Genomic DNA, 17,243 nt, shown 5'->3' on the forward strand with positions numbered 1-17,243 from the left:
CGCCGAGGGGTGCGCGGCGGGGGCGGTCAGCGCAGGTGGGAGGCGCCGTTGACGTCCAGGACGGCGCCGGAGGACCACACCGCCTCCGGCGAGGCCAGGTACAGGACGGCCGCCGCCACCTCCTCGGGCGCGGCCACCCGCCCGAACGGGCTCTGCGCGCGGACCTCGTCGGTGACCCGGTCGGCGACGCGCTCGGTCGCCACGAACCCCGGGGCCACGGAGGCGACGGCGATGCCGTGCGGGGCCAGGGCCGCGGCCAGTGACTGCCCCAGGGAGTGCAGCGCGGCCTTGCTCGCCCCGTAGGCCGGGTGGTCGGGCTCCCCCTTGTAGGCGCCGCGCGAGCCGACGTTGACGATGTGCCCCGGGGCCCCGCGGTCGATCATGTGCCGGGCGGCGAGGTAGCCGATGTTGGCGGCGGCCACCACGTTCACGTCCAGGGTGGCCCGCCAGGCCTCCTGCCACTCCTCGTAGGAGACACCGGCGACCGGGTGGGCCGTGTTGACGGCCGCGTTGTTGACCACCACGTCGATCCCGCCCAGGGCCGCGACCACCCCCGAGACGAGGTCGGCGGTGGCCGCGGGGTCGCGCAGGTCGGCGCGGAACAGCGCGTGCCCCTCGCCGGGCAGGCCGGCGAGGGTGCGCTCGGCCTCCTCCACGCTGTTCCCGCAGTGGACGGCCACACGGTCGCCCGCCCCGGCGAAGGCCCGGGCGACGGCCCGGCCGATGCCCCGGGCCGCCCCGGTGACCAGCACGTTCCGGTTCACCGGCCCCTCCCCGGGGTCGGGGCGGGCGCGGCGGACGTCGGATGATGAGGCATGGGCGGCATCCTAGCCCCCGCCCCCGGGTCCTTCCGCGGGCGGGGGCCGGGGACGGGGCCGCGCGGCCGGGGGTCCCGGCGCCGGGGTGTCAGGATCCGTTCCCCGCCCGCCCCTCCCCGGCACGCAGGCCGAAGGGCAGGCCGAAGCCGGTCAGCCAGCCCCCCGCGCGGAGCAGGCGGAACACCTCGTGGGTGACGTCGTGGTCCGGCGCCTGGCGCGGCGGCCAGCCGAAGGCCTCCCCGATCGCGGACCAGCTGGGCCCGTGCCCGTGCTCGCCCCGGTAGGCGTCCACCCACCGGGCCACCTCCGCCTCACGACCGGAGAGGAGGTCGCGCGCACGGTCGGCGACGGGCACGTCGAGCGGCGTGGTCGCCGGGACCTGCTTGGGAGGGGTCCTCGGCGGCTCGGGCCGCACGGCCAGGGGCTGCGTCAGCTCGGTCAGCCGCGCGGCCACGACGCCGCCGGCGGCCGAGGCGTCCTCGATCCACGACACCTCGGCCAGCCACGTGAGGAGTTCGGACAGCTCTTCGTCCCCGGAGAGGGCGCAGGCCGCCACGACGTCCCCGGCGGGCAGGGACACGGAGCCGCCGGGGTCCGCGTGGAGGGCCAGGTGGGCGGCGACCAGCCGGAGCCGGTTGGGCTTCTTGCGGAGCTTCTTGTGGGCGAGCGCCTGGGAGAGCCATCCCGAGGCGCGGGACCGCACGCCGTTGCCGACCGTCCACAGGTCGCCCCGCAGGCCCGGCAGCTCGCACAGGGCGGGGTTGGCGGCGTCCGCCCCGATCACCGCCTCCGGCGTGGAGGCCAGCCACCCGGTCGAGGTCAGCTCGACGAGCGCGGCGTGCGCGTCCTCCAGGCGCAGCATCCGCAGGTCCTGGCCGGTGAAGTTGGCCCGGCCCGTGACGGCGCCCCGCACCGCGAAGGTCAGTCCCAGGAGGCGGCCGTCGGGGGTGGCGCCGACGCCCTCCGCGGCCAGGCGTGCCCACAGCCCGCGCAGGAGCGCCGCGTGGTGGGGGCCGATCGGCAGGGTGCGCTTGCGGTCGACCGGCACCTTGGCCTGGGGCTTGGCCAGCGCCTCCTCCCGTGCGCGCTTGCGCTCCTTCTTGAACGCCCGCAGCTCCGCGTTGGACAGCCTCCGGGGCGCCCCTCCCGGCGGGGTGGTGATGCCCTGCTCCTCGCAGCGCGCGCACTCCATGGCCGCGGCCAGGTCCTCGTTGGGCCGGAAGAAGTGGGGCTGCGCGATCTCGTGGGGCACGGGGGACGGGTCCCGCGCGTCACTGGTGGCGGTGTGCTGCGTCATGGTCAGGAGGGTAGCGACGAATCTGCGCCGGTGTCCGGCATCTGGCGAATGTGACCGGGCGGCGCGCCAGAGCGGTTCCGCCCGGGGGAGTCCGACGGGGTCCGGCGGGGCAGGAACCCGGCATGGGTGAACTGGTGCTGATCAGGCACGGGCAGACCGAGTGGAGCCGCGACCGCCGGCACACCGGGTGGACCGACGTCCCCCTCACGGAGGAGGGCGTACGGCAGGCGGAGGGGCTGCGGCCCCTGCTGGAGGCCCGCGACATCGGAAGGGTGGTGGTCAGCCCGCTGGCGCGCGCCGTCCGCACCGCCGAGCTGGCGGGGCTGGGCGGCGGCGCGGCCGACCCGGACCTGAGGGAGTGGGACTACGGGGGCTACGAGGGGATCACCACCGCCGAGATCCGGCGAGGGCGCCCCGGGTGGGACCTGTGGCGCGACGGCGTCGTCCCCGGCGGGCCGGACCACCCGGGGGAGGCCGTGGAAGCGGTCGGCGCGCGCGTGGACCGCGTCCTGGAGGGGGTCGCGCGGTCGGTGGGGGAGGAGGGTGCCCCGGACGTGGCCCTGGTGGCGCACGGGCACGTCCTGCGCGTGCTCACCGCCCGCTGGCTGGGGCTGGAGCCGGGTGCGGGGGCGCTGTTCGCCCTGGGCACGGGCTCGGTGGGCACGCTCGGCCGTGAGCACGGCCGACCGGTGGTCACCTCCTGGAACCTGGCGCCGTCCGCCTGACCCGGCCCCGCCGGGCGCCGTCCGACGGCGGGCCCGGCCCGTCACAGGCCCCGGAGCCGGGTCCGGCCCGCGGCCCCGCGCGCGGCGCGGGCCACCCGCGGGTCCCGGTGCAGGCGGCCGATCGCCTCCAGCGCGGGGACGGTGTCCGGGTGCCCGCACAGCCACAGGCGGTCGGCGCTCTCCAGGAGGGAGGCGTCGAGGCCGGAGGGGAAGGCGAAGTCGAGCGCGGCGGCGAGGTCGTCCGCCCCGGTCCCGGCCGCGGAGGCCAGGTCCAGCACGAGCCACGGGCCGAACCGGTCCAGGACCGCGTCGATCTCCTCCTGGGGGAGCATCCGGGAGGACAGGAGCACGAGGGCGGCCAGGCCCGCCGCGACCCGGTCGGGGGCGCGCAGCATGGCCCGCAGCCTTCCCGCGAGGCGCGAGCTGACCATGTGCAGGACCGAGGCCCCGGTCCGCCTGCGCAGGGTCAGGCGGGGATCGGCGACCGCCCGGACGATCTCCTCCAGCGCCTCCTCCGGGGAGCGCCGGGCCAGCCAGGGGTCGACCAGCGCGCCCTGGTCGGCAGGGCGGACGCGGGCCAGGGAGTCCAGGAACTCCGCGGCGTCCGTCACGGCGAGGTCCTCGGCCAGCGGGGCGCGGACACCGCGCCGGAGCAGCAGCCTGCGCACGCCGTAGCGGCCCAGGTCGGTCAGTTCGACGTCGGGGTGCGCCGGCGGGCCGGACGCCTGCGCGGAGGGGGAGGCGGGAGGGCCGTCCGCGCACTCCCCGCGACCGGGGTCCCCGCCCGCCGCGCGATCCGCGGGTGGCGGGGCCTCCTGCTCCGTGCCGAGGATGACCGCCCCGGTGTCGGAGAGCTGCCACAGCAGGTGGAGCACCAGGTCCGGGTCCGGTTCGGGGCCGGCGGGGAGCGGGGGTGCTCCCGGGAAGGGCGGTGCGCTCGTGGCGAGCGAGGCCAGCGGGACACGGGCCCCGTCCTGCCCCTCGTAGAGGCGGAGCAGGACCGCGGGCAGCAGCTCCGGTCGGTGCCCCCTCGGCGGATCCGGGTCGAGGAGGTCGGCGCGCGCGTACCGCACGGCGTCCTCGAACAGCCGCATCCACCAGTCCAGGACCTCCTCGGGGTCGTGGACGCGGTCCTCCAGCCCCGGAGCGGGGCGCGCCCGGGCGGTGTCGACCTCGATCATGCCCAGGACCACGGCCGCCTGCCAAGGGGCCATGAACTCCGCTGCGTCCGAGGCCGAGCCCAGGCCCCGCAGCCAGGCCACGCGTGCGCCGCGGTCGCGCACGAGCCCGTACGGCCACAGGCCGAACCGCTCGATCGCGGCGCGGGCGCTCTCCGGGCTCGGCACCCCGGGCCCGGACACGGGGGTGGCCGGGGCGCTCCACCGGGCCAGGCGCAGGGCGTCGCACAGCAGGGGTGTGCCCAGGGCGACCTGGGCGAGCACCTGCGGTCGCAGCAGTGACACCGGCCGGACCGCGGCCCGGCCGGGGCCGCGGCGGTCCAGGTGCGAGGTCTCGTTCGACGCCATGTCCGCTCCCGGTTCTCTCTCGTGCTGTCCGACCTTCCCCTTCTACCGTTCCGGGGTCGCCCCGTGGGGCGTTTCGGAGAACAACGGCGGCGGGGAACGCGAGGCGCGGGGCGTTGGTCGGCATCGGGGCGCCGCGGTCCTCGGGAGCGGGCCGGGGCGGTCGCCGGACCCGCGGCCCGTGGCACGGGTCCGGCCGGGACGGGGGAGGGACGGTTCTCCCACCGGCGGCAGGACCGGGTCGGTGCGGCGCGTGGCCGACCAGCGCCGACGCTGTTCCCCCGCGAGGGGGACGGTCCCGTCATTGAGGGTTGAGCAGGGGAAACTCGGGGCTCGACGGACCGGATCTGGCCCCGCTCATGTCGCGGGAACCAGGCATGGGTTACGACGTGTCCCTGGGGTCACCGGTTCCACATTCGGCGGGTCCGATGGCGTGGACACCGGGGACGTTCCGCCGCCACCTGGGGAACAACCGTACCTTTCGCGCGCGGGGAGGACGGGGCGCCCGGACCCGGGAGTGTCCTACCGGGGGGTTGACATGTCGGCAAAAGGCATATTGGCTAGGCCACTGATCCGTATGAGCCAGATCACAGCCCTGCTTTTCGTCTGATCGGTACACGACATGACCCCGCAACTCCTCACCATCCTCGCCCTCCTGGCGATGTTCGTCATCGCCACGGTCCTGCCGATCAACATCGGCGCCCTCGCCTTCGTCGGGGCCTTCCTCGTCGGCGTCCTCGCCCTGGGCATGGACACCGACGCCATCCTGGGCGGTTTCCCCGCCGACCTCTTCCTCACACTGGTCGGCGTCACCTACCTCTTCGCCATCGCCAAGAACAACGGGACGATCGACCTCCTCGTACGCGCCGCCACGCGGCTGGTCGGCGGCAGGGTCGTCGCCATCCCGTGGATCATGTTCGGCATCAGCGCCCTGCTGACCGGCGTGGGCGCCCTCAGCCCCGCGGCGGTGGCCATCGTCGCACCCATCGCACTGGGCTTCGCCGTCAAGTACCGGATCAACCCCCTGCTCATGGGCATGATGGTGATCCACGGCGCGCAGGGGGGCGGGTTCTCCCCGGTCAGCGTCTACGGCGCGACGGTCAACGGCATCGTCGCCGACAGCGGGCTCGCGGTCTCGCCGCTCACCCTCTTCCTCGGCAACCTCGTCTTCAACCTGTGCATCGCGCTGGTCCTCTTCGTCTCCCTGGGCGGCAACCGCCTGGTCGGCGCGCGGGCGCAGGAGTTCGAGGCCGCCGGGCACGCCGCGGCGCGCACGGGCGCCGCCGCGGTCTCCGGCCCCGGCGCGGACGCGGTCGGCGGCTCCGTCGCCGTGGCCACCGGAGGCCCCTCCGGGACCTCTGCCGCCGGCGCACCCGCGGACCCGCCTGCGGACGGCCCCGCCGAAGCGTCCGCGGACGGTCCGGCGGGCGGGCCCGTGCGGTTCGACCAGCTCGCCACCATCGCCGGCATCGTCGTCCTCGGCGTGCTCGCCCTGGGCTTCGGCCTCGACGTCGGTTTCGTCGCGCTGTCCGTGACGGTCGTGCTGGCGCTGATCTCGCCCAAGGCCCAGAAGAACGCGCTGTCCCAGATCAGCTGGCCCACGGTGCTGCTGATCACCGGCATGCTCACGTTCGTCGGCGTCATGGAGAGCGCCGGGACCATCGACTACGTCGGCGACGCCGCGGCGAGTCTGGGAGCGCCGCTCCTGGTCGCGCTCGTGCTCTGCTACATCGGCGCCGTCGTGTCGGCGTTCGCGTCCTCGACCGCGATCCTGGGGGCGACCATCCCGCTGGCGATCCCGTTCCTCATGATGGGCGAGATCAGCGCGACCGGCGTGATCGTGGCGCTGGCGGTCTCCTCCACCATCGTCGACGTCAGCCCCTTCTCGACCAACGGCGCCCTGGTGCTGGCCAACGCCTCCGGGGTGGACCCGGACAAGTTCTACCGGCAGATCCTCGTCTACAGCGCCATCGTGGTGCTGGTGGGACCGATGATCGCCTGGGGAGTGCTGGTCGTGCCCGGCCTGCTGTGACCGGGCCCGCGCCGGCGGAGGCGCGGTGCGGGGCCGCACCGCGGCCGACCACCGGACCACAGGCTCGGCCTGTGGTCCGGTGAAGTCTCACGGGGTGACCGGTGCGACCACCCGGGAGACCAGCACGAGGTGGTCGCGCATCGCGTCCGCGGCGGCCTTGGGGTCCCCCGCGTGGATGGCGGCGCCGATCCGCTCGTGGCCGTCGAGCGAGGCCTGGGGGCGGTCGGGCTGGGACAGGGACTCCAGGCGGGTCTCCCTGATCATCGGCGCCAGCTCGTTCATCATCCGCGCCAGGAGGCGCGAACGCGCCGCCGCGGTGATCGCGGCGTGGAACCGCTCGTCGCCGGTGACGCCCCGGTCCCCGTTCTCGACCTCCTGGCGCATGAGCTCCAGGGCCGCGTCGATGGAGGCCAGGTCCTCGGGGGTGCGGCGCTCGGCGGCCAGCTCGGCCAGCTTGACCTCCAGCGCCTGGCGGGCCTCGATGATCTCCGCGCGCCGGTTGGCCCGGTCGCGCAGCAGGGCGAGGACCCCCTGCTCGGAGACGGTCTGACGGATGATCGCCCCGTCGCCGTGGCGGACCTCGATGACCCCCTGGACCTCCAGGGCCACCAGGGCCTGGCTCACCGAGGCCCGGCTGACCTCCAGCGCGGAGGCCAGCTCGCGCTCGGGCGGCAGCCGGTCGCCGACGCCCAGTCCGGCCTCCCGCATGTGTTCGACGAGCCGCTCCACGAGCTGCTCGTACAGACGGGGTCGGGCCGGCGGTCGGGGTCGGGATTTGGCAGGCACGCTCGGTGGCTCCTGTCTTCGCATCCGGCTGTGTCAGAGGCCTTCCAGGCTAGAGCATCCCGCCCCCGCGCCCCCGGGACTCAGGCTGTGGCGGCGGACGCGCGGGAGGGCGATCGGGGGCGCGGAGGGCTTCACAAACGGGGGGTGGGCGTGCCACCCTGGCTTTAAGGCCTAGTGGCCTAGCCACTGAACCATTTGGAGGTTGCTGTGGGGACCCGACGCACCGCTCACGAACTCCTCGACCTCGTCCTGGACACGGGCTCGTACGCCTCCTGGGACACCGCGCCCGCCGACGTGCGCCCCGACCCGGCCTACGCCGCAGCACTGGCCGACGCGCACACCGCGAGCGGGTGCGACGAGGCCGTCCTCACCGGGGAGGGCCGCCTGGGCGGGCACCGCGTCGCCGTCGTGGCCAGCGAGTTCGGATTCCTCGCCGGCTCCGTCGGGCTCGCCGCGGCCGAACGGCTCCTGGACGCCGTCGAACGCGCCACCGCCGAGGGGATCCCCCTGCTGGCCGCACCCGCCTCGGGCGGCACCCGCATGCAGGAGGGGACCCGCGCCTTCGTGTCCATGGCGCCGATCGCCGCCGCCATCACCGCGCACAAGGCCGCCGGGCTCCCCTACCTCGTCTACCTGCGCCACCCGACCACGGGCGGCGCACTCGCCTCCTGGGGCTCCCTGGGGCACCTGACCGCGGCCGAGCCCGGCGCCCTCATCGGCTTCCTCGGCCCCCGCGTCTACGAGGCCCTCCACGGCGAGGCCTTCCCCGAGGGGGTCCAGCGCGCGGAGAACCTCCGCCGACACGGCCTCGTCGACGCCGTCCTGGCCCCGGAGGAGCTGCGCGGGGCCGCCGTCCTGGCCCTCGACGTCCTGCTCGACCGGACCGCCGACGAGGCGCGGCCCCCCACCGCGCCGCCCGCCGCGCCCGCCTCCCGCGTCCCCACCTGGGACTCCGTCCTGCGGTCCCGGCGCGGGGAGCGCCCGGGGGTGCGCGACCTGCTGCGCCACGCCGCCACCGACGTCGTGCGCCTGCGCGGCACCGGGGAGGGGGACGAGGACCCCACCCTCCTGGTGGCCCTGGCCCGGTTCGGCGGACGCCCCTGCGTCCTGGTCGGCCAGGACCGCAGCAGGCAGGGCCCCCGGACCCCGATGGGGCCGGCCGCCCTCCTCCAGGCACGCAGGGGCATGCGCCTCGCGGCCGGGCTCCGGCTCCCGCTCGTCACCGTCATCGACACCGCCGGCGCCGAGCTGTCCGCAGAGGCCGAGGAACGGGGCATGGCGGTCCAGATCGCCCACTGCCTCGCGGACATGGCCACCCTCGCCACCCCCACCGTGTCGGTGCTGCTGGGGGAGGGGACCGGCGGGGGCGCGATCGCGCTGCTCCCCGCCGACCGCGTCCTGTGCGCCCAGCACGCCTGGCTCTCGCCCCTCCCGCCCGAGGGCGCGAGCGCGATCGTGCACCGCACCGTCGACCGCGCGGAGGAGCTGGCCGAGAGCCAGGGCATCGGCTCCGCGGACCTGCTGGCGACAGGGGTCGTGGACCGGGTGATCGCCGAGGCGGGAGACGCCGCCCAGGACGGCGAGGCCCTCTGCGCCCGGGTCGGCGCAGCGGTCGCCCACGAACTCTCGACCCTGCGGTCGCGCGCCGGGGAGGGCCCGGGCGCCGGACGCACCGGGCGCCACCGGCTGCTCGGCGCGGGTGTCTGACCCGGGACCGGACGGCCGGACCGCGTGGACCGGCCGCCGGGGACGCGCCCCCGCGGGGGCGTCCCGCACGACACGCGTGTCCGGCCGGAGCCGGCGGGCAGGCCCGCCCTCCGCCGGGGACGGCCGGACACAGGACAGGAAGAACGACACCGGAGGTGGAACATGGACCGCTCGGAAGGCCCGCTCAAGGGAACCGTGGTCGTGGATCTGTCGCGGGCCCTCGCGGGGCCGCACACCGCGATGCTGCTCGGCGACCTCGGGGCCAGGGTGATCAAGGTCGAGCAGCCGGGCACGGGCGACGAGACCCGCGGCTGGGGTCCGCCGTTCGTCGGACCGGAGGAGGAGCGGATCAGCACCTACTTCCTCTCCTGCAACCGCAACAAGGAGTCCATCGAACTCGACCTGAAGTCCGACGACGGCGTCGAGCAGCTCACCCGGCTCGTGCGCGCCGCCGACGTCCTGGTGGAGAACTTCCGGCCGGGCGTCCTGGACCGGCTCGGCTTCTCCGTCGGCCGCCTGGAGGAGCTCAACCCCCGCCTGGTGGTCTGCTCCATCAGCGGGTTCGGGCACGACGGGCCCGAGGGCGGCCGGGCGGGCTACGACCAGATCGCCCAGGGGGAGGCCGGCCTGATGAGCCTGACCGGCCCCTCCTCCAAGGAGCCGACCAAGACGGGCGTGGCCATCGGCGACGTGCTGGCCGGGATGAACGGGGCGCAGGGCGTGCTCGCGGCCCTGGTGGAGCGGGGCCGCACCGGGCGCGGACGGGTGGTGCGCACCTCCCTGCTCTCCTCCATCGTGGGCGTGCACGCCTTCCAGGGGACGCGCTGGACCGTCGCGCGCGAGGTGCCCTCGGCTCTGGGGAACCAGCACCCCTCCATCGCCCCCTACGGCGCCTTCGCCTGCATGGACGGGATGCTCCAGGTGGCGGTGGGCGGCGAGGCGCAGTGGGCCCGGTTCGCGGGGCTGCTCGGGCTGGACGCCGAGGACCCCAGGTTCCGGGACAACGCCTCCCGCGTCGCCCACCGCGAGGCCCTGATCGCGGAGATCGAGGCGGTCCTCGGCCAGGGGACCCGCGACGAGTGGCTGAGCCGGATCGGCGGGGCCGGGGTGCCCTGCGGCGCGGTGCGCACCGTCGACCAGGTCTACGAGTGGGACCAGACGCGGTCCCAGGGGCTGGTGGTGTCGGTCGAGCACCCGGTGTTGGGCGAGGTCGAGCTGCCCGGGTCGGCCCTGCGCTTCGACCCCCGCGACCCCGGTGAGTCGGAGGAGTTCGGACGCGGCTACCTGCCGCCCCCCGCCCTGGGCGAGCACAACGACGCGGTGCGGGCCTGGCTCGACGAGGTCGAGCGGGAGCGGGAGCCCGCGGCGGAGCCGGTGGGCTGACCCGGAGGGGTCCCGGAACTGCCCCGGAGACGGGGCGCGGGTCCTCCGACCGGGCCGGCTCGCCGGGGAGCGGGCGCCGCGCACGGCCCCCGCCCGGCGAACGGGCGCCGAGCGCGACCCCACCGGCCCCGGCCTGCCCCCGGGCCCCACGACCACCGTGGTGGCCATGCGAACGGCCGTACCGAGCGTCCTCCGGGCGCGGGTGCGGCCGTTCGGCGCGCGCCCCCGGCGGGCTGCCCCGGCCTTCTGCGCGGGACCCACGCCGGTCCCGGCGGCACCGTGACGGCTCTCCCGCGTGCGCCGCGTCCCGTGGCCGGGTCCCGGCGGAACCGTGCGCCCCGGCCGGCGACCGCCCGGACGCCCGGGACCCCTGGTTCCGGGCACGGGTCGGCCCCCGACGGCGAGCCCCCCGGGGTTCCGGGCACCGGCGGGCCTTGGATCGGTGACGGACCGGCCCGCTTCGGGGCGGTCCGTATCCGGTGCCGATCCGGGCCGCACCCTCCGACAGGTTTTCGATTCGTGTGCCCGGGCCGGGTCTCCCACCCCCCGGGGCGAGTGCGCGCCGGGCCTTCGCGGGGGCCCGGATCCGGTCCGACCGCAACCGCGAAATCCCCTTCCGACCGTCCCACGGCGGGTCCATGATCGGCAGCACTTCGACGCCGGTCACCGAGGAGGTCGCGACGCACACCCGGCGCGACCGCCGTTCCCGCGCGCCCGGACACGGGCGCGCACCGGCTCCCGACCACCAGAGGACTCCATGACACGAACCACGGAACCACCCGTCACCGACGACGAGACCGGCGGGGGACTGTCCCTGCCCGAACTGGCCACCCCGGTCTGGCGCCACTTCGGCTCCCAGGCGGCCGAGGCCACCTGGGCCCGGATCGCCCGCCGCATGCCGGCCCTGGCCACCCAGGCCGCCGCGCTGGCCTGGCAGAGCAGCCCGCGGGACCTCCTCGCGACGACCGCGCTCAACATCGGCATGGGAGCGGCCACCGCGTGGGCGCTCGTCGCCACCACCGGCGTGCTCGGCGAGCTGTTCGCGGCGGCGCCCACCCCCGACCGGCTCATGGCCGCGCTGCCCTCCCTGCTGGTGCTCGCCGCGGCCCTGGCCCTGCGCGGGATCTGCTCGGCCGCCGCCGGGCGCGCCCAGGCCCGCCTGGAGCCCAAGGTCGTGCTCACCGCGGAGAGGCGGCTGCTGAGCCGGTGCACCGCCGTCGAGCTGCGGGCCTTCGACGACAGCGGCTTCCACGACCACCTCTACCGGTGCTACGCGCGCGGCAGCGACGAGGCGGGCGCGCTGGTCCGCCACACCGCCGACGTGCTCACCGGGACCGTGGGGGTCGCCGCCGCCGTCGGCGTCCTGGGTGTGCTGCACCCCGCCCTCCTCCCGCTGCTGCTCCTGGCCATGGCGCCCCAGTGGTGGGGCTCCTCGGCGGCGGCGCGCATGCGCTACCGGATGATCGTGGCCTTCACCGACGGGCACCGCCGCAAATTCCTGCTCGAACAGATCATGGTGAACCGGGACAACGCGGCCGAGATCCGCTCGTTCACCATGGAGGGGCGCCTGCTCGCCGAGTTCGACAGGGTCGCCGACAGGGAGCTGGACATCCAGCTCGGCCTGGCCACCCGCCAGGCCCTGATCCGGCTGGCGGGCAGCGCCGCCGGCGGGCTCGCCTCCGGAGCCGTGTTCGCGGTGCTGGGGCTGATGCTGGTCGGCGGGACCGTGGAGATCGCCGTCGCGGGCGCGGCCGTGGTCGCCATCCGGGTCGCGCAGGGGGCGCTGGGCAACGCCCTGTCCTCCCTCACGCACGTGTACGAGTCCGGACTGTACTTCTCCGACTTCGTCGCCTTCGAGGAGGAGGCCGCGCTGCGGCTGCCCCCGGCCGAACCGGAACCGGCCCCCGAGGGGTTCGAGGAGATCCGGGTCGAGAACGTCACCTTCACCTACCCGAGCGGGGGGAAGGGGGACGCGCCGGCCCTGGACGAGGTCAGCCTCACCCTCCGGCGCGGCCGGACCGTGGCGCTCGTGGGGGAGAACGGCTCGGGCAAGACCACCCTGGCCAAGCTCCTGTCCGGCCTGTACGCACCGGAGAGCGGAAGGATCCGCTGGGACGACACCGACCTGGCCGGGGTGGACGGGACCGGTCTGCGGCGGCGCATCTCCGTCATCGCCCAGGACCACACCCACTGGCCGCTGACGGCCCGGCGCAACGTCGTGATGAGCAGCCCCGGCGACGACCCCGGGCGCCTGGAGCGCGCGGCCCGCGCCGCGCGTGCCGACACGGTCGTTGCGGAGCTCGCCCACGGGTGGGACACCCTGCTGGACAAGCGCTTCGTGGACGGCGCCGAACCGTCCGGGGGCCAGTGGCAGCGACTGGCGGCGGCCAGGGGCTTCTACCGGGGCGACGACGGCGACGCCACGCCCCTGCTCATCGCCGACGAGCCCACGGCGGCGCTCGACGCCCGGGCCGAGCACGCCTTCTTCGCCTCCCTGCACGCCCACGCCGGACGCACCGGGGCGGCCGTCGTCCTGATCACGCACCGCCTCGCGTCCGTGCGGATGGCCGACCACATCGTCGTCCTCAGCAAGGGCCGCGTGGTGGAGGAGGGCGCCCACGCCGACCTGTTGGAGGCCGACGGGCTCTACCGGGAACTGTGGGACCTCCAGGCCGCCGCCTACCGGTGGTCCGTTCCGGAGAGCCGCCACAGCGCCTGACCCCGGGGGCGGTGGCGCCGTGCCCGTCACCGCCCCTCCCGCCCGCGGTCCCCGGGGCGCGCCCCCGGGACCCGTTCGGGAGGCCGGTGCCCAGACCAGGCCGGACACCAGCGGCGGTAGGGGCAGTCCCGGCACACCCTGCCCGGGGTCGGGGCGTGCTCCAGGTCGCGGTGCCAGGGACCGGCGAGCCCGTGGACCACCTCCCGCGCCTCGGTCCTCACCCGGGCGGCGCCGGGATCGACGGTGCGCAGGTCGGCGCCGTCGGGGGTGAGGACCTCCAGTTCGACCGCGGACCCCGGCTCCAGGGGGAGCACCCCGGACGCGAAGAGCAGGACGGCCAGGGCCAGCGCGGGCTCGCGTGCCATGAGCCCGCGCTCGTCCGGGGGCGGGCCCGCGGTCGTCGGCGCGACGTCCCGCCAGCTCCAGGCGCCGTCCCGGTGGAGCAGCAGGTCGGGCCTGGCCAGGACGAGGACGTCGGCCCGGAGGTCGTCGGCGGCCACGGTGCGCCCGACCCGGACATGGCTCCCGGACCGGAGCCCGTCCAGCGGGCAGACCTCGACGTGGGCGGCGATCATGGCGGCGCCCGCGCGGGCCTCCCCGCGGCCGGGCGCCCACCCCTCCGCACCCCAGTCCCCGGGACCGTCGGGGATGTCGCCGGGTCCGCACGCCCTCCGCGGTCGGCGCCCGTGCAGCCGCTCCAGCCGGGCACGGACGGCGCGGTCCCGGGCCGAGGCGCCGGCCGCCCCGGGCGGCGCGCCCTCCGGCGGGTCCCCCGGGAGGCCGAGGGAGTGGAAGTGGTCGCGTGCCGGGCAGCCCCGGAAGCGCAGGCCCCTGGCTGCGCTCCAGGACCTGCGGGGGCGTGAGCGGTCGTGGACGCCGAGGATCCCGGGGGCGGAGGGCAGGCGTCCGCAGCCGGTCCGCACCCCGCACGACAGGCAGTCGGCCCCCGGGGACCGGGCCCCGCCGACCAGGGCCGAGCGCAGGGGCTCCCTGCCGGAGGAGGAGAAGAACCCCTCGGCCTCGCGGGCCGGGGCGTCGTAGAGCACGGCGGTGGAGGAGTCCAGGCACGACGCCCGGACCACCCGCACCCGGTCGGGGGGACCGGCCGGGCCGCCGTGGCGCCCCCGCATGGGGTAGGGGACCCCGCCCCGGTAGCGTCCGGGGCGGCCCGCGTAGGCGTCGCGGTCCACCCCGGAGCCGGTGGCCAGCACGAACGCGGCCACGGCCACCTCCGCGTCGGGGAGGCTCCCGCCGTCCGCCGGGCCCGTGACCGGGACGCGCAGCTCCCGCACCCGCTGCCCGCCGTCCAGGTACGCGTACCCGCGCCCCCGCGCGCACACCTCGTAGGGCCTGGCGTGGGAGGCGCCCCGGTCGGGCATGTACTGCCGCACCCAGAAGTCGGCCACCGGAGTGCGGTCGAGGCCGTCCCTCGCGCGGTCCCCGGCCAGGCCGTCGAGGTAGGACCGCGCGGCGTGGCGCGCCCAGGCCAGCAGGCCCGGGTGCGGCGGCGCCACCCGTTCGCCCAGCACGTCGGCGCACCGCCCGCCGGGGGCGGGCAGCATCGAGCACGCGTCCCCGAGCGACAGCCCCCGGTGTTCGACCAGGTCCAGGACGGCGCCGAGGACGGCGGGCGCGGAGTCGGCGAGGGGCGGCGGGCGGGGGGCGGGATCCCGCCGCGCGGCGTGGTCGGCCTCCGTGCGGCGGAAGGTGGGGCAGCCGCCCGCGGCGAGGGTCGCGGAACTGCTCAAGAGTCGGATGACGGCTGCCTGGCCGTCGCTGCCACGGGTCCGGTCGGTCACGGTGTCCTCCCTGGGAGAAGGGTGGCACGATCCGGGCCCTCCCGCCGGAGGCCTGTGGACAAACGCTCCGGGCCCTCGGAGACGCCGTGCTCCCGGCGGTCGGCGCAGGGCCGAACGGCCTGTGGACGAATTGTCCGGGCGCGGTGGTAGAACACTCGAAGCGGACATCGTTCGCAGAAAACTCGGAGAGAACGCAGGCATCCCCCATGTCACGACGCGCCGCCGCCACCCGCTGGGTCGCGCTGCTCGCCCTGCTCACCGCCACCGGCTGCGCCCAGGTCCAGGACGCCCTGGAGTGGTTCGTCTCCCCCGCGCCGACGGTCTCCGGACCGGGCTCCTACGACGAGGTCGACCGCGACGACCCCTTCGGGGGAACCCCCGCCGAGGACTACGCCGAGGGATTCGAACCGCCCCCGGCCGAGCCCGTCGGCTCCTTCTCCGCCGCCCAGGTGGAGGAGGCCTACGGCCTCACCCAGGACCTCCTGGACGCCGTGTACCTGAACCCCGACGCGGTCTTCGACGAGGACAACAGCGAGTTCACCGGGCTGCTGGGCGAACAGGCGCTGAAGTGGTACATGAACCACCTCGGCCACGAGAACGGCGACCTGGACAGCCGGCACGTGGTCTTCAACCTCGCCCCCGGGACCGCCGAGCCCATCGGCGACGTGGTCAAGGTGGACGGCCAAATGTGGGCGGAGGAGTCCTCCGAGGGCGGCCCCGACCACCTGGCGGTCAACACCGAGTACACGATCGTCCACCCCGTCGCGCGCCCGGGCGATCCCGTGTCGGTGCGGCTGGTCACCACGCACTACGGCGAGGTGTCCTTCTTCGACACCGGGGACGGGGCCCTGGAGGCGTGGCCGAACTGGTGGCGCGGGACCGGACCGGCGCACTGCGTGGACGGGTACAACGTCGTCCCCGCCTATCCGGACGAGCTCGCCGAGGGGGAGCAACCCCGGGGTCCGGTCGAGGACGCCTACGACCTGGAGGCCCACCGCGACGGCGACGACGGGTGCGCCGCCATCCGCGGTACCTGAGCGCGACGGGCGCCCCGGACGGGGAACACCGCTCCACGTCCGGGGAAGCTGGGGATAAACCTCCGTAAAAAGTCACTCACGGTGACGTTTTCCCCTCCCCGGGCGGTGCGGCGAAGACCCGTCCGGCACCCCCTCATCATGTTGAATGACGTGCATGATCGTGCGTCGAGTACTTCCCGATGAGATGAACGCCGTCAGCGAACTGCGCGTGATGGCCTACACGGCCGACGGCCTTGTGAACGTCAACCCGGCCCACGTCGAGGCGCTGCGGCTCCTGGGGGCGGACGGCCGCGGCGAGGTCCTGGTGGCGGCGGACGACGAACGGCTCCTGGGGACGGTCATGTTCGAGCCGTGGTCACCGGAGAGCGAGATCGCCCGCAACGCGGACGAGGCGGAGATGCGCGCGTTCGCGGTGTCGCCCGGGGCCCGGGGGCTCGGGGTCGGCCGGGCGCTGGTGAACGCCCTCGTCGACAGGGCGCGCGAGGAGGGGGTCTCCCGGCTGCTGGTGTCGGCGCTGCCCGAGATGGTCGCCGCACAGTACGTCTACCGGGCGCGCGGCTTCCGGCGGGCGCCCGACCGCGACCTGTCCCCGCTGCCGGACGTGGAACTCCTGACCTACGAGCTCGTGGTCAAGGACTGACCGCCTGTCCGGGCGTCCGGTCCCGCCGGGGGACCTGACGCCCGGACCCCGCCGTCGGGGGAGGCGCGGGGCGGGCGCCTCAGGGGACGGCCGGGGCGGGACGGACCCGGCGCGCCGCATCGGCCAGGGACGCGCCCAGCGCCCCTCCGCAGATCCGGTCCAGCACCGTGTCGGAGACCGGGTGCCCGGTCAGCCACACGGCCCTGGCGAACTCCTCCGGGAACCGCGCGTACCGCTCCCGGTCCGACTCCGGCAGCGGCCGGCCCGCGTCGAGCCGGATCGCGTAGCGGTCGAGCACGGCCCACACCGCCTGGTGCGACAGGGGGTCGGTGTCCGTACCTCCGCGCAGCCCCCGCGCCCACCCGCCCAGGACGGGGTGGTGCACGTACAGCCGGAGGACGGGGGAGAGGTCCTCGTCCAGGGCCGACAGGACGTCGGCCACCCGCTGCCTGCGGTGCCAGTCGCCGGGCGCGTCGCAGGCCTCCAAGAGGTCGCACACGGCGCTCTCGGTGTCGCGGGCGGCCAGCCACCCCTCCACCAGCCCCTCGGCGTCCACGGGGCGCCCTCCGTCCGCGAGCGCGAGCACGTCCTCGGCGTCCATCCCGTCGAGGGGCGGGGCGACCGCGACGTCGGCCCCCGACTGCCGCAGCTGGCGCACCGTGAAGTGGTCGCCGAGCCGGGTCACGCGGAACCGTCCTCCGACGGCGGGGGCCACGGCCCCCAGGGCTGCCAGGGTGTCGAGCACCCGGGCGGAACGGCGCCCGGGGTCCTCGCCCC

Annotated in this window: 12 protein-coding genes and 1 pseudogene; 7 read left to right on the forward strand and 6 right to left on the reverse strand. The window is 76.0% G+C overall.

Features of this window, described 5'->3' with window-relative positions; all coding sequences use genetic code 11:
• Nucleotides 1-26: 26 nt before the first annotated feature.
• Nucleotides 27-764, reverse strand: coding sequence for an SDR family NAD(P)-dependent oxidoreductase (locus ACWGL3_RS16250; RefSeq protein ID WP_267949385.1), 738 nt, complete (start codon nt 762-764; stop codon nt 27-29).
• A 142-nt stretch (nt 765-906) separates the two neighbouring features.
• Nucleotides 907-2,115, reverse strand: coding sequence for a hypothetical protein (locus ACWGL3_RS16255; RefSeq protein WP_452461478.1), 1,209 nt, complete (start codon nt 2,113-2,115; stop codon nt 907-909).
• A gap of 122 nt (nt 2,116-2,237) precedes the next feature.
• On the opposite strand from ACWGL3_RS16255, the gene ACWGL3_RS16260 reads away from it, so the two are divergent.
• Nucleotides 2,238-2,840, forward strand: a complete 603-nt coding sequence (locus ACWGL3_RS16260; protein WP_355011320.1) for a histidine phosphatase family protein — start codon at nt 2,238-2,240, stop codon at nt 2,838-2,840.
• Nucleotides 2,841-2,881: 41 nt separating this feature from the next.
• Here ACWGL3_RS16260 and ACWGL3_RS16265 read toward each other — a convergent pair whose 3' ends face one another.
• Nucleotides 2,882-4,366 (reverse strand): hypothetical protein, encoded by a 1,485-nt coding sequence (locus ACWGL3_RS16265; protein ID WP_267949388.1) that lies wholly within the window; start codon nt 4,364-4,366, stop codon nt 2,882-2,884.
• A gap of 619 nt (nt 4,367-4,985) precedes the next feature.
• Here ACWGL3_RS16265 and ACWGL3_RS16270 point away from each other — a divergent pair.
• Nucleotides 4,986-6,395 (forward strand): SLC13 family permease, encoded by a 1,410-nt coding sequence (locus ACWGL3_RS16270; RefSeq protein ID WP_452461479.1) that lies wholly within the window; start codon nt 4,986-4,988, stop codon nt 6,393-6,395.
• Between the two features lie 87 nt (nt 6,396-6,482).
• Here ACWGL3_RS16270 and ACWGL3_RS16275 read toward each other — a convergent pair whose 3' ends face one another.
• Nucleotides 6,483-7,181, reverse strand: a complete 699-nt coding sequence (locus tag ACWGL3_RS16275; RefSeq protein ID WP_267949390.1) for a FadR/GntR family transcriptional regulator — start codon at nt 7,179-7,181, stop codon at nt 6,483-6,485.
• A gap of 207 nt (nt 7,182-7,388) precedes the next feature.
• Here ACWGL3_RS16275 and ACWGL3_RS16280 point away from each other — a divergent pair, with 207 nt between their 5' ends.
• The 3 genes from ACWGL3_RS16280 (at nt 7,389) to ACWGL3_RS16290 (ending at nt 12,990) form a co-directional block, all read left to right on the forward strand.
• Entirely contained in the window at nt 7,389-8,888 is a 1,500-nt protein-coding gene (locus ACWGL3_RS16280; RefSeq protein ID WP_452461480.1) for a carboxyl transferase domain-containing protein, read from the forward strand.
• Between the two features lie 162 nt (nt 8,889-9,050).
• Nucleotides 9,051-10,271 (forward strand): CaiB/BaiF CoA transferase family protein, encoded by a 1,221-nt coding sequence (locus tag ACWGL3_RS16285; RefSeq protein WP_267949392.1) that lies wholly within the window; start codon nt 9,051-9,053, stop codon nt 10,269-10,271.
• Between the two features lie 757 nt (nt 10,272-11,028).
• Nucleotides 11,029-12,990, forward strand: coding sequence for an ATP-binding cassette domain-containing protein (locus ACWGL3_RS16290; protein ID WP_452461481.1), 1,962 nt, complete (start codon nt 11,029-11,031; stop codon nt 12,988-12,990).
• Nucleotides 12,991-13,016: 26 nt separating this feature from the next.
• Here the strand turns inward: ACWGL3_RS16290 and ACWGL3_RS16295 are convergent, their stop codons facing one another.
• Entirely contained in the window at nt 13,017-14,789 is a 1,773-nt protein-coding gene (locus ACWGL3_RS16295) for a PD-(D/E)XK nuclease family protein (RefSeq protein WP_452461482.1), read from the reverse strand.
• 206 nt (nt 14,790-14,995) lie between these two features.
• On the opposite strand from ACWGL3_RS16295, the gene ACWGL3_RS16300 reads away from it, so the two are divergent.
• The gene (locus ACWGL3_RS16300) at nt 14,996-15,826 is read left to right on the forward strand and encodes a hypothetical protein (RefSeq protein ID WP_452461483.1); all 831 of its coding nucleotides are present in this window, start codon (nt 14,996-14,998) and stop codon (nt 15,824-15,826) included.
• Nucleotides 15,827-16,010: 184 nt separating this feature from the next.
• Nucleotides 16,011-16,466 carry a GNAT family N-acetyltransferase gene (locus ACWGL3_RS16305; protein WP_267950339.1) on the forward strand — a complete coding sequence of 152 codons (456 nt, stop codon included), beginning with the start codon at nt 16,011-16,013 and terminating at the stop codon, nt 16,464-16,466.
• A 79-nt stretch (nt 16,467-16,545) separates the two neighbouring features.
• Here the strand turns inward: ACWGL3_RS16305 and ACWGL3_RS16310 are convergent.
• A pseudogene (locus ACWGL3_RS16310) lies at nt 16,546-17,243 on the reverse strand (hypothetical protein); the annotation flags it as partial.

It is taken from the genome of Nocardiopsis sp. NPDC055824 (assembly GCF_053616335.1).

Coding starts and splice junctions, on each gene's coding strand:
- ACWGL3_RS16305 (WP_267950339.1), top strand. CDS start 16,011: ATGAACGCCGTCAGCGAACTGCGCGTGATGGCCTACACGGCCGACGGC.
- ACWGL3_RS16260 (WP_355011320.1), top strand. CDS start 2,238: ATGGGTGAACTGGTGCTGATCAGGCACGGGCAGACCGAGTGGAGCCGC.
- ACWGL3_RS16265 (WP_267949388.1), bottom strand. CDS start 4,366: ATGGCGTCGAACGAGACCTCGCACCTGGACCGCCGCGGCCCCGGCCGG.
- ACWGL3_RS16290 (WP_452461481.1), top strand. CDS start 11,029: ATGACACGAACCACGGAACCACCCGTCACCGACGACGAGACCGGCGGG.
- ACWGL3_RS16300 (WP_452461483.1), top strand. CDS start 14,996: ATGTCACGACGCGCCGCCGCCACCCGCTGGGTCGCGCTGCTCGCCCTG.
- ACWGL3_RS16285 (WP_267949392.1), top strand. CDS start 9,051: ATGGACCGCTCGGAAGGCCCGCTCAAGGGAACCGTGGTCGTGGATCTG.
- ACWGL3_RS16270 (WP_452461479.1), top strand. CDS start 4,986: ATGACCCCGCAACTCCTCACCATCCTCGCCCTCCTGGCGATGTTCGTC.
- ACWGL3_RS16255 (WP_452461478.1), bottom strand. CDS start 2,115: ATGACGCAGCACACCGCCACCAGTGACGCGCGGGACCCGTCCCCCGTG.